Annotated in this window: 13 protein-coding genes and 1 tRNA gene; 8 read left to right on the forward strand and 6 right to left on the reverse strand. The window is 65.2% G+C overall.

The annotated features are described in order from the left end of the window. Positions 1-34: 34 nt before the first annotated feature. Complete coding sequence (aroA, locus tag J0I79_RS21565) at positions 35-1,384, reverse strand: 3-phosphoshikimate 1-carboxyvinyltransferase (RefSeq protein WP_292863644.1); 1,350 nt, start codon at positions 1,382-1,384, stop codon at positions 35-37. 206 nt (positions 1,385-1,590) lie between these two features. On the opposite strand from aroA, the gene J0I79_RS21570 reads away from it, so the two are divergent. Beyond that, positions 1,591-1,983 (forward strand): TIGR02300 family protein, encoded by a 393-nt coding sequence (locus J0I79_RS21570; RefSeq protein WP_292863647.1) that lies wholly within the window; start codon positions 1,591-1,593, stop codon positions 1,981-1,983. Between the two features lie 170 nt (positions 1,984-2,153). Then, positions 2,154-2,229 (forward strand) — tRNA-Ala (locus tag J0I79_RS21575). A 32-nt stretch (positions 2,230-2,261) separates the two neighbouring features. On the opposite strand, the gene J0I79_RS21580 is transcribed toward J0I79_RS21575, so the two are convergent. Genes J0I79_RS21580 through J0I79_RS21600 form a run of 5 tightly spaced genes read right to left on the reverse strand, consistent with a single transcriptional unit; the run spans position 2,262 to position 7,189 of the window. Then, entirely contained in the window at positions 2,262-3,293 is a 1,032-nt protein-coding gene (locus tag J0I79_RS21580; RefSeq protein ID WP_292863650.1) for a histone deacetylase family protein, read from the reverse strand. Positions 3,294-3,322: 29 nt separating this feature from the next. Continuing rightward, positions 3,323-4,147, reverse strand: coding sequence for an ABC transporter permease (locus J0I79_RS21585; protein WP_292863652.1), 825 nt, complete (start codon positions 4,145-4,147; stop codon positions 3,323-3,325). Continuing rightward, positions 4,147-5,058 carry an ABC transporter permease gene (locus J0I79_RS21590; RefSeq protein WP_292863655.1) on the reverse strand — a complete coding sequence of 304 codons (912 nt, stop codon included), beginning with the start codon at positions 5,056-5,058 and terminating at the stop codon, positions 4,147-4,149. Before J0I79_RS21590 ends, J0I79_RS21585 begins: the two co-directional genes overlap by 1 nt. Next, the gene (locus J0I79_RS21595; protein ID WP_292863657.1) at positions 5,055-6,116 is read right to left on the reverse strand and encodes an ABC transporter ATP-binding protein; all 1,062 of its coding nucleotides are present in this window, start codon (positions 6,114-6,116) and stop codon (positions 5,055-5,057) included. Before J0I79_RS21595 ends, J0I79_RS21590 begins: the two co-directional genes overlap by 4 nt. A gap of 26 nt (positions 6,117-6,142) precedes the next feature. Beyond that, positions 6,143-7,189: an ABC transporter substrate-binding protein gene (locus tag J0I79_RS21600; protein WP_292863660.1), complete on the reverse strand. Its 1,047-nt coding sequence runs from the start codon at positions 7,187-7,189 to the stop codon at positions 6,143-6,145. A gap of 179 nt (positions 7,190-7,368) precedes the next feature. Between J0I79_RS21600 and J0I79_RS21605 the strand changes: the two genes are divergently transcribed. From J0I79_RS21605 to J0I79_RS21630, 6 genes are all read left to right on the forward strand, one after another. Beyond that, on the forward strand, positions 7,369-7,992 hold the full coding sequence (locus J0I79_RS21605; protein WP_292863663.1) for a MarR family transcriptional regulator: 624 nt from the start codon (positions 7,369-7,371) through the stop codon (positions 7,990-7,992). 73 nt (positions 7,993-8,065) lie between these two features. Beyond that, positions 8,066-8,989, forward strand: a complete 924-nt coding sequence (locus J0I79_RS21610; protein ID WP_292863666.1) for a hydroxymethylglutaryl-CoA lyase — start codon at positions 8,066-8,068, stop codon at positions 8,987-8,989. Positions 8,990-8,998: 9 nt separating this feature from the next. Beyond that, complete coding sequence (locus J0I79_RS21615) at positions 8,999-9,748, forward strand: enoyl-CoA hydratase/isomerase family protein (protein WP_292863669.1); 750 nt, start codon at positions 8,999-9,001, stop codon at positions 9,746-9,748. Beyond that, positions 9,745-10,932, forward strand: coding sequence for a CoA transferase (locus tag J0I79_RS21620; RefSeq protein WP_292863672.1), 1,188 nt, complete (start codon positions 9,745-9,747; stop codon positions 10,930-10,932). The genes J0I79_RS21615 and J0I79_RS21620 overlap by 4 nt, the downstream gene beginning before the upstream one ends. Further along, positions 10,933-11,712 carry an enoyl-CoA hydratase/isomerase family protein gene (locus J0I79_RS21625; RefSeq protein ID WP_292863675.1) on the forward strand — a complete coding sequence of 260 codons (780 nt, stop codon included), beginning with the start codon at positions 10,933-10,935 and terminating at the stop codon, positions 11,710-11,712. Further along, positions 11,699-13,312, forward strand: coding sequence for an AMP-binding protein (locus tag J0I79_RS21630; protein ID WP_292863678.1), 1,614 nt, complete (start codon positions 11,699-11,701; stop codon positions 13,310-13,312). The genes J0I79_RS21625 and J0I79_RS21630 overlap by 14 nt, the downstream gene beginning before the upstream one ends. Positions 13,313-13,320 lie beyond the last annotated feature (8 nt).

Here is a 13,320-nt window from a genome sequence, read left to right on the forward strand (position 1 = left end):
GCCAGCATCTCAGGTGCGCTCCACCCCATCACCGTCACCCGATCTCCGCGCCCAGCCCTTTCATCAGACCCATGAATTCCGGGAAGCTCGTCGCGATCATATTCGCGTCGTCAATCGTCACCGGCTTTTCCGTCGCCAGCCCCATGACGAGGAAACTCATGGCGATGCGATGGTCGAGATGGGTCTTGACCGCTGAGTCCCGGCCGCCGCCCAATCCCTTGCCGCCGGGCTTGCCGCGCACGGCAAGCGTTGCCTCGCCCTCCGTGCAATCGACGCCGTTGAGCTTCAGGCCGTTGGCGACAGCCGAAAGCCGGTCGGATTCCTTCACCCGCAGCTCTTCCAGCCCCTGCATCAGCGTCTCGCCCTCGGCGAAGCTCGCCGCGACCGCGAGCACCGGATACTCGTCGATCATCGACGGAGCGCGCTCCGGCGGCACCGTGACGCCCTTCAACTCGGAATAACGCACGCGCAGGTCCGCGACATCCTCGCCGCCCGCATTGCGCGGGTTGAGGATGTCGATCTTGCCACCCATCTCCTGCAGCGTCAGAAGCAGGCCGGTGCGGGTCGGGTTCATGAGCACGTTCTCGATGGTTATGTCCGAGCCCGGCACGATCAGTGCCGCGACCAGCGGAAAACCGGCCGAGGAGGGATCGCCGGGCACGGCGATGGTCTGGCCGGTCAGCTTGCCCTGGCCTTCGATGAAAATGTGCCGCACCCCGCGCTCGTCGGTCTCGACCATCAGGTTGGCGCCGAACCCTTTGAGCATCTTTTCGGTGTGGTCGCGCGTCATCACCGGCTCGATCACGGTGGTGATGCCTGGCGTGTTGAGACCGGCGAGCAGCACGGCCGATTTCACCTGCGCCGAGGCCATCGGCACCCGGTAGGTGATCGGTGCGGCGTGCTTGGGGCCATGCAAGGTGATCGGCATGCGGTCGCCCGGCGTCGCCTTCAGCACCTGCACGCCCATCTGGCGCAGGGGTTCCAGCACCCGGCCCATCGGCCGGCCCGACAGCGATGCGTCGCCGATGAAGGTCGTCTCCATGTCGTAGGTGCCGACCAGGCCCATGGTGAGCCGCGAGCCGGTGCCGGCATTGCCGAAATCGAGCGGGCCTTCAGGTTGCAGCAGCGCGCCATTGCCGGTGCCGCGGATAACCCATTCGTCGCCATGCTTCTCGATATGCGCGCCCATCGCCTTCATGGCTTCTCCGGTGCGCATCACGTCCTCGCCTTCGAGCAGGCCGGTGATGCGGGTCTCGCCGGAGGCGAGGCCGCCGAACATGAAGGAGCGGTGCGAGATCGATTTGTCGCCCGGCACGCGCGCGGTGCCGGAAAGGGCGGATGATTTAAGGGCAGTGGCCGGCTTGGCAGCGGCGGCGTGTGACATGGAATTTCCCTGGACGGATCGCCGGCTGGCCGGCGCTTTTCAATTGGTGCGGCGGTCTCGTATCACGGCGGGGCGAAATGGTCATCCCCATCGTCACCACTTGCCGGGAGGCCTTTCAACGCATGGTTTTGTGACGCCGGCTTTTGGCTTTGACAGCGCTGCAAACTGCGGTTAAGGGGACCACTCTTTTATTCACGAGGCTTGCCGTGGCAAAAACCGAACTTGGCACAAAGCGTGTCGACCCTGAAACGGGCCGAAAATTCTACGACCTGAACAAGGACCCGATCGTCTCCCCTTACACGGGCAAGACCTATCCGCGTTCCTACTTCGAGGAAGGCAAGATTGCCGCCATCGAGGAGGACGAGGAAGTCGCCGAGAAGGAAGTGGACGGCGACGAGGAAGAGGGCGCCGAGATCGTCTCGCTCGAAGAGGCTGACGACGAGACCAAGGGCGGCGACGACCTTCCCGATCTGGGCGACGACGATGACGATGTCGACCTGGGCGACGACGAGGACGATACTTTCCTTGCCGACGAAGAGGAAGAAGACGACGACGTCTCCGACATGATCGGCGTCGGCGACGACGACGACGAGGTCTGATCGGCCGCAAGGTAGGTGTTTGCAGGCTTTCCATGCCTGTGAACAAAAAGCCGAATTCAAGGCTTGATATCTGGGAAAGGCGGGGTTAGAAGCCGCCTGCACTAACGGCGCGGTCTTCCAACCCGCGCTGATCTCTTCGCCGGAAACGGCGCCGGCTGACTGCCGGGAGTGGGGCCATAGCTCAGTTGGGAGAGCGCTTGAATGGCATTCAAGAGGTCGTCGGTTCGATTCCGATTGGCTCCACCAAACAGTCTTCTTCAAGTCACCGGGCTATGACGTCAGCGGGCCTGTCCCGCTGTGAACCCTGAAATAAACGCCGCCAGCAGCGTGCCGAGCGTAGGCGACGGATAACCACCCTCCTGGACGATCAGGGTCGAGCGCGACAGCGCGCCCAGACTTTCGCCCATCTTGCGAAAGCCGGCTTCGTCGACATCCATGCAGGCGAACGGATCGTCGCTGGAGGCATCCAGGCCGAGCGCGATGACCAGCACGTCGGGCGAAAAGCGCCGCACGGCTTCGCAGCCCTTCGACACCGCTGCCAGATAGGCCTCGCTGCCGCTTTTCAGCGCGACCGGCAGGTTCAGGTTGAACCCTTCGCCAGGCCCGGTGCCGGTCTCGTCGGCATAGCCGGCATAATAGGGATAGAGCCAGGCCGGATCGCCGTGCACCGATACGGTGAGCACATCCCGCCGGTCGTAGAACAGCGCCTGCGTGCCGTTGCCGTGATGCACGTCGACATCCACCACAGCCACGCGCTGCCCTTGCGAGGCCGCCCAGTTGGCGGCGATCGCCGTGTTGTTCAGGTAGCAGAAGCCGCCTGCCTGGTCGCGGTAGGCATGGTGCCCCGGCGGGCGGCAGAGCGCATAAGCAGCGGCTTCTCCCGCCAGCACCCGCACCATGGCATCGAGCGCCGTGTTGGCGCTCGCCCGCGCCGCCTCCCAGGTCCCCTCGACCAGAACGCAACTGGCATCGGCCTGATAGAAGCCGGCGCGGCCGAGCAGGTCGCTTGGCAGGCGGCCCATGTGCCGGCTGGGATGGACGCTCGACCGCAGTTCGGGGCCGGTCCCCGGGAGTGCCCGCCATGCCTCGAAACCGGTCCGCAGGAAGTCGAGATAGCCGGCATCGTGCATGGCCGCGATGGCGTCGAACGGATGCTCGCGCGGGGGCTGGACGGCGACAGCGGCCATTTCCAGGCCGGCAAGCAACGCCGTGATCCGCTCTGGTTGCTCGGGGTTCGGCTTCAGCATGCCGCCGGCGATCCGCGTTAGCGGGCGATGCAGGAACTGCCGCTCGTCGAAGATGGCAAGCATGGGCTCTCGTCTCCTTGTGCGCCTGCCGGTCAGCGATCCCCGGTGGCGCCGCCGTCGCGGCGGACGAACTGCGCGGCGACCAGCACGATGATCGACAGCACCACCAGCATCGAGGAGATCGCCGCCACCGTCGGGTCGACCTGATCGCGTATGTTGGCGAACATGCGCTTGGTCAACGTCGAGGTCGCGCCGCTGGAGATGAAGAGCGAGACCACAACCTCGTCGAACGATGTGATGAAGGCGAACAGCATGCCCGAGATCACCGAAATGCGGATCTGCGGCAGGGTCACGGTCAGGAAGGCGCGCACCGGCGACGCGCCAAGGCTGCGCGCCGCGCGTTCCAGATTGACGTCGAAGCTCGCCAGGCCATTGCTGACGGCAATCATCACGAAAGGAATGGCGAGTGTCGTGTGCGCCAGCACCAGGCCGGTCAACGTGTTGTTGAGGCCGAGCCGTGAATAGACGAAGAAGGCGCCGATGGCGACGAAGATCAGCGGCACCATCATCGGCAGCATCAGCGCGCCGCGCACCACCGGATCGAGACCGCCGGCCTTCTTGTGCAGGCCGTAGCTGGCAAGCGTGCCGAGCACTGTCGCCAGGACCGTCGTGCTGGACGCGACCTTGAGCGAGACGACCGCGGAACGCAGCCACTCGTCCGAGGTGAAGAAGGCCTCGTACCACCGCAGGCTCCAGCCGCGCGGCGGGAACTCCAGATACTGGGAATCGGAGAAGGACAGCGGGATGATGATGAGGCACGGGATGACCAGGAAGGCCATCACCAGCGCCACCAGCACGTAGAGCCACAGGCGCTGGCCGTGGGTGATCTGGGTGGAGGATGCGACGCGGCCCGCCATCATCCTTCTCCCAGCGAGGAGCCGAGCCTTCGGACAGCCCATTTCATCGCCCACAGGATGATGCCCGTCACCACCAGCAGGGCGACGCTCAGCGCGCTGGCCGCGCCCCAGTTGGCGAATTTCGAAACGGCGTCGGCGATCTGCGTCGACCACATGGCCACGCGGCCGCCGCCGAGCAGGGCGGGTGTCAGGTAGAAGCCGAGGCACAGCACGAAGGTCAGCGCCGCGCCCGCGCCGAGCCCCGGCGCCGACAGCGGCAGGAAAACCTGCCGGAACGACTGCGCCGGCGATGCCCCGCAATTGGCGGCGGCGCGCAGATAGACGGGATCGATGGCGCGCATGGACGAATAGAGCGGCAGGATCAGGAAGGGCAGCATGACATGCACCATGCCGATGATCGTGCCGGTGAGATTGTTGACCAGCGGCAGGGATTCGCTGATCAGGCCGAGCTGCTTGAGCCATGTGTTGATGACGCCTTCTCGCTGCAGCAGGACGAGCCAGGCATAGGTCCTGACCAGCACCGAGGTCCAGAACGGCAGGATGATGAACACCAGCAGGACCTGCGCGACGCGCTGCGGCAGCTGCGAGAGTAGATAGGCGACGGGATAGCCGAGCAGGATGCATATGGCGGTGACGGCGGCCGAGACCTGCAAGGTGCTGAGGAAGCTGTTGACATAGGCCGGCCGCAGCAGGCGGGCGTAGTTCTCGCCCGACAGCGCTCCGGAGGCGTCGAAGAACGACAGCCACGCAAGCCAGGAGAACGGCACCAGCAGCACCAGCGCCACCAGCACGAGGGCGGGCACCGAGAGGCCGAACATCGCCAGCCGCTGGCGGCGCTCGTCGCCGCCAAGCAGACCGGCATTGAGCACGCCGGCATTCGGCGGCAGCAGATCGGCAGCGACGGTTGTCATGCGCCGGTTTCTTCCACCAGCACGCTTGCCTGTGGCGTCAACCACAGTGTCAGCGTCTGGCCGGGCTCCGGCAGGGGGTGGTCCTGGACCGGCGTGTGGCGGATCGATATTTCGTGGTCGCCCGGCAGCTTCAGCGCGATCGAATGGCTGTCGCCGCGATAGACGACATCGACCACCAGGCCCTCGATGCGGTTGTCGCGCTCGTCATGGCCATGCCAGCCCAGGCGCTCGGGCCTGACGACCAGCCATTGTTCCGCGCCCGCGGATGGCGGCTGCGCCAGTTTCAACTGGCGTCCGGCAAATTCATATCCGTTGCCGGCTTTCCTGACCGGCAGCATCCGCGTCTCGCCCATGAAGCTCGCGACGAAGCGGCAATTGGGCCGGTCGTAAATGGTCTTCGGCGTGTCGAGCTGCACGATCTTGCCGCTTCTCAGCACCGCGACACGATCGGACATCGTCAGCGCTTCCTGCTGGTCATGCGTGACGTAGACCGTGGTCATGCCAAGCCGGTCGTGCAGCCGCTTTAGTTCGATTTGCATGTGTTCGCGCAGGTTCTTGTCGAGCGCCGAAAGCGGCTCGTCCATCAGAAGCAGTTTCGGTTCGAAAACGATGGCGCGGGCCAGCGCGACACGCTGCTTCTGGCCGCCCGACAGTTCGGTGACGCGGCGCGCCGACAGATGCGCCATCTGCACGACATCGAGCGCCTGCCTGACCCGTTCGCGGATGGATGAACTCGAGACGCGGCGCAGCTTCAGCGGATAGGCGACGTTGTTGAAGACGTCCATATGCGGAAACAGCGCGTAGTTCTGGAACACCATGCCGAGATCGCGCTTGTGCGGCGGTCGGGTGATGAATTCGACGCCGTCGACGAGCAGGCTGCCGGCATCGGGGCGCTCGAAGCCGGCAATGACGTTGAGCAGCGTCGTCTTGCCCGAGCCGGATGGCCCGAGCAGCGTCAGGAACTCGCCCGGCTCGATATCGAGGGACACGTCGTCGAGCGCCTTGAACGCACCGAATGCCTTGGAGACATTGCGTATCGATACGGCGCCCGACGTCATGCTTCCTCCTCCCGTCCGCGCAACGATCAGTTGGAGATCAGCAGGCTGTAGTCCTCGCGGACCAGCTCATTGTTGTCGCGCCACCAGTTCGCGTCGATGAAAGTCTGCTTGGCGACATTTTCCGGCGACATGTTGGACTTCGCAAGCACCTCCGGCGAGAATTTGCCGACCTTGAAGGCGAGGCTGTTGGTCGGGCCATAGTACGGCATCATCTCGGGGATGCGCGCCTGGATCTCGGGAGAGACCACGCCGGCGATGAACTTCTGGGCCGCCGCGACATGGGTCGAGCCTTTCAGGATGGCCAGGCAGCCATAGCCGAGGATGCCGTTGTCATAAGTGAATTCGACCGGCGCGCCGTCCTTGATCACCGAGGCGACGCGGCTGCCCCAGATCGCCATCATGTCGACCTCCTTGTCCTTCAAGAGCTGCGCCGACTGTGCGCCAGACGACCACCAGACCGAAATGTCAGGTTTGATTTCCTTCAGCTTCTCCAGCGAGAGCTTGGTGTCGAGCGGATAGAGCTTGTCCTTGGAGACGCCGGCGCCCAGCAGCGCGATCTCCATCATCTCCTGCGGATAGGTGCTGAGCGCGCGGCGGCCCGGAAAGGCTTTCACGTCCCAGAAATCCTTCCAACTGGTGGGGTGCTTGTCCTTGTAGACATCGGTGCGCCAGGCGAGCACGACCGAATAGGTGTTGGTGGCGATCCAGTGGTCGCCATAGGCCTTCTTGTCGAAGCCGTCGGTCTTGATGACTTTGTAGTCCAGTGGCTCGAACAGGCCCTCCTTGCCGCCGACGGCGCATTCGTCGGCGCCCAGGTGCACGATGTCCCAGGTCGGGCTGCCCGACTGTACCTGGACCCGCACCGAGGCCAGGCCGTCCTGTGTTTCCTCCGACAACGTGACGCCAGCGGCATCGGCGGCCGGCTGCCACAAGGTTGCCCGCAGGTCTTTCTGCAGATTGCCGCCGAAGCCCGAAATGGTCAGTGTTTCGCCGGCCGCCATGGCGCTCGAGGCCATGAGCAGCGCGGTCGCCGCACCCAGAAGGTTGGCGATTGCGAGACGCTTCAAAGACATGTTTCTTCTCCCCTTGATTGAACGGTGCCGTCCGCCGGCCGTTCTCCCTGGCCTTGACGCGTGGCAAGATCGACAAGACGCGCAGGTCGTGACAATCTGGTTGATGAGATGAACTATCTAGTTTACCTTGTCAACTAAATTCGCAGCTGTGCGACGCAGTGTGTTCTTAAGGGTCGATCATGAACAAACCAAAACAGGGCTGGACCAGATCGTCTCCCGCATTCGAGCGGGATGCAAGCAGGGGTCAGGATCGGCCGGGCGTCGCGCGCGACCACGCGTTGCATGCGGGCCAAGGCGGGCACGATGACTGGCCTGCTCCCGACATCAGGGATCTGTTTTCCTTCGAACTGCAGCGGCTGGCTGGCCTGTCGACGCGCATCGCCACCTTGTCGATCCGGCCGAAATACGGGCTGACCACGCGGGAGTGGCGTGCGCTGGCGGTTCTGAAATATCTCGGTACAGTGCCGTTGCAGGAGCTTGCCAAGCATAGCGGCCTGCTCAAGAGCCAGATGAGCCGCACCGTGTCGGGACTGATCGACAGGGGTTACATCCAGAAAGCCGCCAATCCGGAGGATGGCCGCAGCATCCTGCTGCGCCTCAGCCCCGAGGGGCTGGCTCTGTCCGAACAGGTCCTGGACGATTCCTTCGAGCGCAACGAGCAGATGCTGGGCTCGTTGAGCAATGCCGAACGGCAGATGCTGGTGGAACTGATGCGCCGGGTGATCCGGACCAGCTCGACCTACTTCCACGACCTCAAGCAACTGGCCACTCCATCCGATCTCGACCAACTCGATGAGGAGTAGCTCGACCCGAGAATATGGTTGACTGTGTGAACGGCATAGTTCACAAGAGCAACCAAATTGGAAGGGATGTTTCGTGAACCCAGGGGTCGTGATCTGTGAGTGCTTTGCCCGGGATGGCCTGCAGCATGAGCCTGCGGTCGTTCCGACGCGCGCCAAGATCGAGATCATCGACGCCATCACCCGGGCGGGATTTCCCCGCATCGAGGCGACCAGCTACAGCCATCCGGTGCAACTGCCGGCATTCGCGGACGCTTCCGATGTCCTGCGAGGCATCGAGCGTCGCCAGGGCGTCTACTATAAGGCCACCTGTCCAAACCAGAAGGCGATCGAGCGGGCCGTTGTTGACCTGACCGGGGGCCACGGCGCTGGAGAACTCAGCCTGCTGGTCTCGGCGACCGAGGCGCATACCGAGCGCAACCTGCGTACCACGCGGGAGCGGCAATGGCACGCTGTTGCCGGGATGGCGGAACTGGCCGGTGGGCGCTTCCGTCTGATCGGCGTCGTGTCGATGGCGTTCGGGTGCCCCTTCGAGGGCCGGGTCGATCCATCGAGCGTGCTCGACGACATCGCGCGCTTCGCCTCGATCGGCGTGCATCATGTCGCGGTCGGCGACACATCGGGACATGGCACGCCGTCGGCCGTGCGCCGGATGTTCAAGAGGATTGCGGCCGACCTGCCCGGGGTGACGGCGATCGCGCACTTCCACGACACGCGCGGAACCGGTCTCGCCAACTGCCTGGCAGCCTACGAAGCCGGCTGCCGCTGGTTCGACAGCGCGTTGGGCGGCGTCGGCGGCCATCCCGTTCAGATACAGTATGGCGAGGGCCAGACGGGCAATGTCGCGACCGAGGACCTGGTCAACCTGTTCGAGGCCGAAGGCGTCGATACCGGCCTGGATCTCGACCTGCTACGCGAGGCCTCGTTGCTTTGTGAAAAGACGCTTGGCCGCGACCTGCACAGCAAGGTCGCCCGTGCCGGCTACGGCTTTCTCAACTAGGGGATGGAGATGGAGCAGGCCGGACGCGCCCCAGTGCTGGTTGTCGAGGATCGCGGTCCCGTCCGCGTCGTCGCTCTCAACCGTCCCGACAAGCTCAACGCGCTCGACACCGAACTGACGCAGGCTTTGCACGATGCGCTTCAGGCGGCGGATCACGACGAAGATGTGCGCGCCATCGTGCTCACCGGCAACGGGCGCGCCTTCTGCGCCGGCGCCGACCTGTCGGAATTCAAGCAGCTGACGCCGGCCAACCAGGACCTCGTCGAAAAGCGCGCGGATCTGACCTGCAGGACCCAAGCGATGGTGCAGAAACTGTCGAAGCCTGTCGTCTCGGCCGTGCGCGGTGCCGCCGTCGGCGGCGGCGCCGGCCTCGCCATCGGCTGCGACATGATGGTGGCGGGGTCCGATCTGAAATTCGGCTACCCCGAGCTCAAACATCAGATCGTTCCGGCCCTGGTGATGACTGGGCTGCAGCGTTCGCTCGGGCGCAAGGCCGCCTTCGAGATGGTCAGCCTCGGACGCCTGATCGGGGCCGACGAGGCGCTGAAGCTGGGGCTCGCCAACCGCGTGGTCGAACCGGACCAGGTGGTCGAGACGGCCATGGCGATTGCGGAACAATGGGCGGCGGCCAATCCGCGCGCCATGGCTGCCGTCAAGGCGCTTTTCTATGAGGTGGCGGACCTTCCCTATGACGAGGCGATGGCTGCCGGGCGCGACGTCAACGCCGCCATGCGCGCCTTCAGGGATGACCAGGCATGAGGCCGCTGGAAGGAATACGCATTCTGGATTTCTCCCGTGTGCTGGCAGGCCCGATGGCCACGCAGATCCTGGCCGAGATGGGCGCCGAGGTGACGAAGATCGAGCGGCCTGGCGCGGGCGACGAATCGCGCGTTTTCGAACCGCGCTTTGCCGGCGGTGAGAGCGCGTATTTCCTCGCCTTCAACCGGGGCAAGCGGTCGCTGACCCTCAATCTGAAATCGGCCAGGGGTCAGGAACTGGCGCGCCGGCTGGTGGCGGGCGCCGACGTGGTGGTCGAGAACTTTCTCCCTGGTGAGATGGAGCGTTTCGAACTCGGCTATGACAGGCTCGCCGAAATCAATCCCGGGCTGATCTACGTATCGAGCACCGGCTTCGGCCAGACCGGCCCCTATCGCGACCGCCCCGGTTACGACACGGTCTTCCAGGCCCTGTCGGGGGTCATGCACCTGACCGGCCATGCCGACGGCCCTCCGGCCAAGGCCGGCGTGCCGATCGCCGACATGAGTTCCGGTCTCTGGATCGCCATCGCCATATTGAGCGGGCTGGTCGGCCGGGCAAGGAGCGGCAAGGGGTGCCGCGTCGACCTGTCGATGATGGATGTACAGGCGAGCCTGCTGGCGCTCGCCGCCGCGCGACTGTTCGCCCTCGACGAGGATGTGAGCCGCGCCGGAACCGAACATCCCGGCCGGGTTCCCTCCGCGGCCTTCGAGTGCCGGGACGGCGGCTGGCTGCACATCAGCGGCAGCGACCAGCACTGGCCGGCCCTTTGCGCCACACTCGGACTGGTCGAACTCGCAGCCGATCCCGCTCTCGACAACAACGCCGGGCGCGTCGCCGATCGCGATCGCGTCATGACCGCCATGCGCATCGCCATGCTTGAGCACGATCGCGCCGCGCTGGCGCAAAAGCTGCGGGCGGCCGGCATTCCGGCCGGTGAGGTCAACACGGTTCGGGAAATCCTCGAGGATCCGCATATGACGGCTCGCGGAATGGTCGGCGCCTTCGATCATCCCGGCGCCGGCCGCGTGCCGGCCTTGCGCACCCCGGTAAAATACGAAGGCTTCGATGATCCCTTCATCGGCGTCCCGCCCGAGCTCGGCGCTGACACCGACAGAATCCTGTCCGAGGAACTGGGCCTTGATGCCGCCGAAATCGGCACACTGAGAACGGAAGGGGTGGTCTGAATGAGCGCGTCCGCGATGGTCGTCTGCCGGCGCGAAGGCCCGGTTGCCCGGGTCGTTCTCAACCGAGCGGAAGCGCGCAACGCGCTGAACCTGCAGATGTGTATCGAGCTGCGCCGCCTGTTCGAGGAACTCGACGGCGACAGCGGCGTCAGGGTGGTGCTGCTTTCATCGACAGGTCCGGTTTTCTGCGCCGGCGCCGACCTCAAGGAGCGCGTCGACAAGGACGAGCGCTGGGTACTGGAGCGGCGCAGGGCCTCGTTCGCGGCCTATGACACCATCGCCCGCTGCGGCAAGCCAGTGGTGGCGCTGGTGCAAGGACCGGTCGTCGGTTCGGGTGGCGAAATCCTGATGAGCTGCGACTTCGCCATCGCGTCCGAGAAGACGACCTTCCGCTTTCCCGAACCGCAATGGGGCACGGTCGGCGCCACCCAGCGCCTGCAGAGGGTCATCGGCAAGATGCGGGCCAAAGAGCTTCTATTCACCGGTCGCGTCATGCCGGTCGCCGAGGCCTATGAGCGCGGTCTCGTTGCCCGCGTCGTGCCGCATGGGGAACTCGCCGGCGTCGGCGAAGAGGTGGCGGCGGCTATCGCGGCTGCTCCGCCGCTGGCGATCGCCCTCACCAAGCAGGCCGTCGACCTCGGCAGTGAGACCGACCTTGCCAACGGCATCCGCATCGAGCTCGTGGCAATCGAGCGCTGTCTTGCCGATGGCGGCTGGCGCGAAGGCATCAGCAAATTCATTCAGCAGACGGAGGCTGGGTCCGCTGATGGCGAAGGCTGATCTCGATCTTGACGGCTTCTTTCCGCTGACGATCGCCGAGGCGCTGCGCCGCACAGCGGTATCGGCGCCCGACATCGAGGCGATCGTCGCCTCGGACGGCCGCCTCACCTGGGGTGCGCTGGCCGAGGAGGTCGGACGCGTCGGCGCGGGCCTCGCTGCCCAGGGCATCGGCAGGGGCGACCATGTCGGTCTCTGCCTCGGCAATTCCGTGCGCTGGATGACGATCTTCCTGGCGCTCGGCTCGATTGGCGCCGTCACAGTGCCGATCAACACGCGTTTCGTCGCGAGCGAGATGGCCTATGCGCTGCGCCAGTCGCGGGTACGTACGCTCATCACCTGCGATCGCCTGTTCAAGATCGATTTCATCGCCATGCTGCGCGAGATCTGTCCCGCGCTCGACCGGAGCCTGCCGGACGAGAACATGCCGGACCTCGAGCGGGTCATCGTCATTGGCGCCGACGTGCCGCCGGCCGCCATTCGATGGGATGAGGTCGTGAGCGCGGCCTGCTCGTCAGAGATAGGGGCGTGCAATGCCGAAGATCCCCTGCTCATCCAGTATACGTCAGGCACGACCTCGTTTCCCAAAGGCGTGGTGTTGACCCACCGCAGCATGCTGGCCAACGCCTATTTCTCGGGCCTTCGAATGGGTCTGCGGCCGGCGGACCGCTTCCACAGCGCGCGGCCGTTCTTCCACGTCGCCGGCACGACGCTCTCGATCCTGTCGGTCCTTCAGCACGCCGCCACGCTGGTCAGCATGGACCGCTTCGAAGCCGGCGAGGCGCTGCGCCTCATGGAGGCCGAGCGCTGCACGCATTTTTCCGGCAATGACACGATGGCGCACATGCTGCTCAACCATCCGGATCGCGCACAGCGCAGGCTCAGCCTGCGCGGCGCCTGGCTGGCAGCCTCGCCCACCATCGTGCGGCGTGTGATCGACGAACTGGGCGCGCGCGAATGCGTGGTCGGCTACGGCCTCTCGGAAGCTTCTCCCAATGTCGCGCAATCCTGCTTCTGGGAGCCCGACGAGATCAGGGCGAGGGCCGCCATGCGGCCGCAACCGGGCGTCAGCGTTCGCATCCGCCGTTCAGATGGCAGCGATGCCGGTATCGGCGAAAGCGGCGAAATCCTGGTGCGCGGCTGGAACGTGATGCTTGGCTATTTCGACAAGCCCAAGGAGACTGCCGAAGCGCTCGGCCCCGAAGGCTGGCTGGCGACCGGCGATCTCGGTTCGCTCGACGGCGACGGCCGGCTGACCTTTCTCGGTCGCGCCAAGGAGATCATCCGCGTCGGTGGCGAGAACGTCTCGCCCGCCGATGTCGAGAACGTGCTGCATCGCCACCCGGCGATCCGGCAGGCCGCCGTCGTCGGCGTGCCCGAGGACAGGCTGGTCGAGGTGCCCGCCGCCTTCGTCATCCTCAATGATGGCCAGTCGACTGATCCGGAAGCCATCATCGTCTGGGCGAAAGGCGAGATGGCCGGCTTCAAGGTGCCGCGCCATGTCTGGATCGTCGACAGTTTCGAGACGATCGGCATGACGGCGAGCTCCAAGATCCAGAAGAAGCAACTGGCCGCGCATGCGCGCGGCCTGCTCGGACTTTGAGGGTCGGC

This window comes from Mesorhizobium sp. (assembly GCF_017306585.1).
Lineage (GTDB): Bacteria > Pseudomonadota > Alphaproteobacteria > Rhizobiales > Rhizobiaceae > Mesorhizobium.

Coding starts and splice junctions, on each gene's coding strand:
- aroA (WP_292863644.1), bottom strand. CDS start 1,384: ATGTCACACGCCGCCGCTGCCAAGCCGGCCACTGCCCTTAAATCATCC.
- J0I79_RS21585 (WP_292863652.1), bottom strand. CDS start 4,147: ATGGCGGGCCGCGTCGCATCCTCCACCCAGATCACCCACGGCCAGCGC.
- J0I79_RS21630 (WP_292863678.1), top strand. CDS start 11,699: ATGGCGAAGGCTGATCTCGATCTTGACGGCTTCTTTCCGCTGACGATC.
- J0I79_RS21605 (WP_292863663.1), top strand. CDS start 7,369: ATGAACAAACCAAAACAGGGCTGGACCAGATCGTCTCCCGCATTCGAG.
- J0I79_RS21600 (WP_292863660.1), bottom strand. CDS start 7,189: ATGTCTTTGAAGCGTCTCGCAATCGCCAACCTTCTGGGTGCGGCGACC.
- J0I79_RS21625 (WP_292863675.1), top strand. CDS start 10,933: ATGAGCGCGTCCGCGATGGTCGTCTGCCGGCGCGAAGGCCCGGTTGCC.
- J0I79_RS21620 (WP_292863672.1), top strand. CDS start 9,745: ATGAGGCCGCTGGAAGGAATACGCATTCTGGATTTCTCCCGTGTGCTG.
- J0I79_RS21595 (WP_292863657.1), bottom strand. CDS start 6,116: ATGACGTCGGGCGCCGTATCGATACGCAATGTCTCCAAGGCATTCGGT.
- J0I79_RS21590 (WP_292863655.1), bottom strand. CDS start 5,058: ATGACAACCGTCGCTGCCGATCTGCTGCCGCCGAATGCCGGCGTGCTC.
- J0I79_RS21615 (WP_292863669.1), top strand. CDS start 8,999: ATGGAGCAGGCCGGACGCGCCCCAGTGCTGGTTGTCGAGGATCGCGGT.
- J0I79_RS21580 (WP_292863650.1), bottom strand. CDS start 3,293: ATGCTTGCCATCTTCGACGAGCGGCAGTTCCTGCATCGCCCGCTAACG.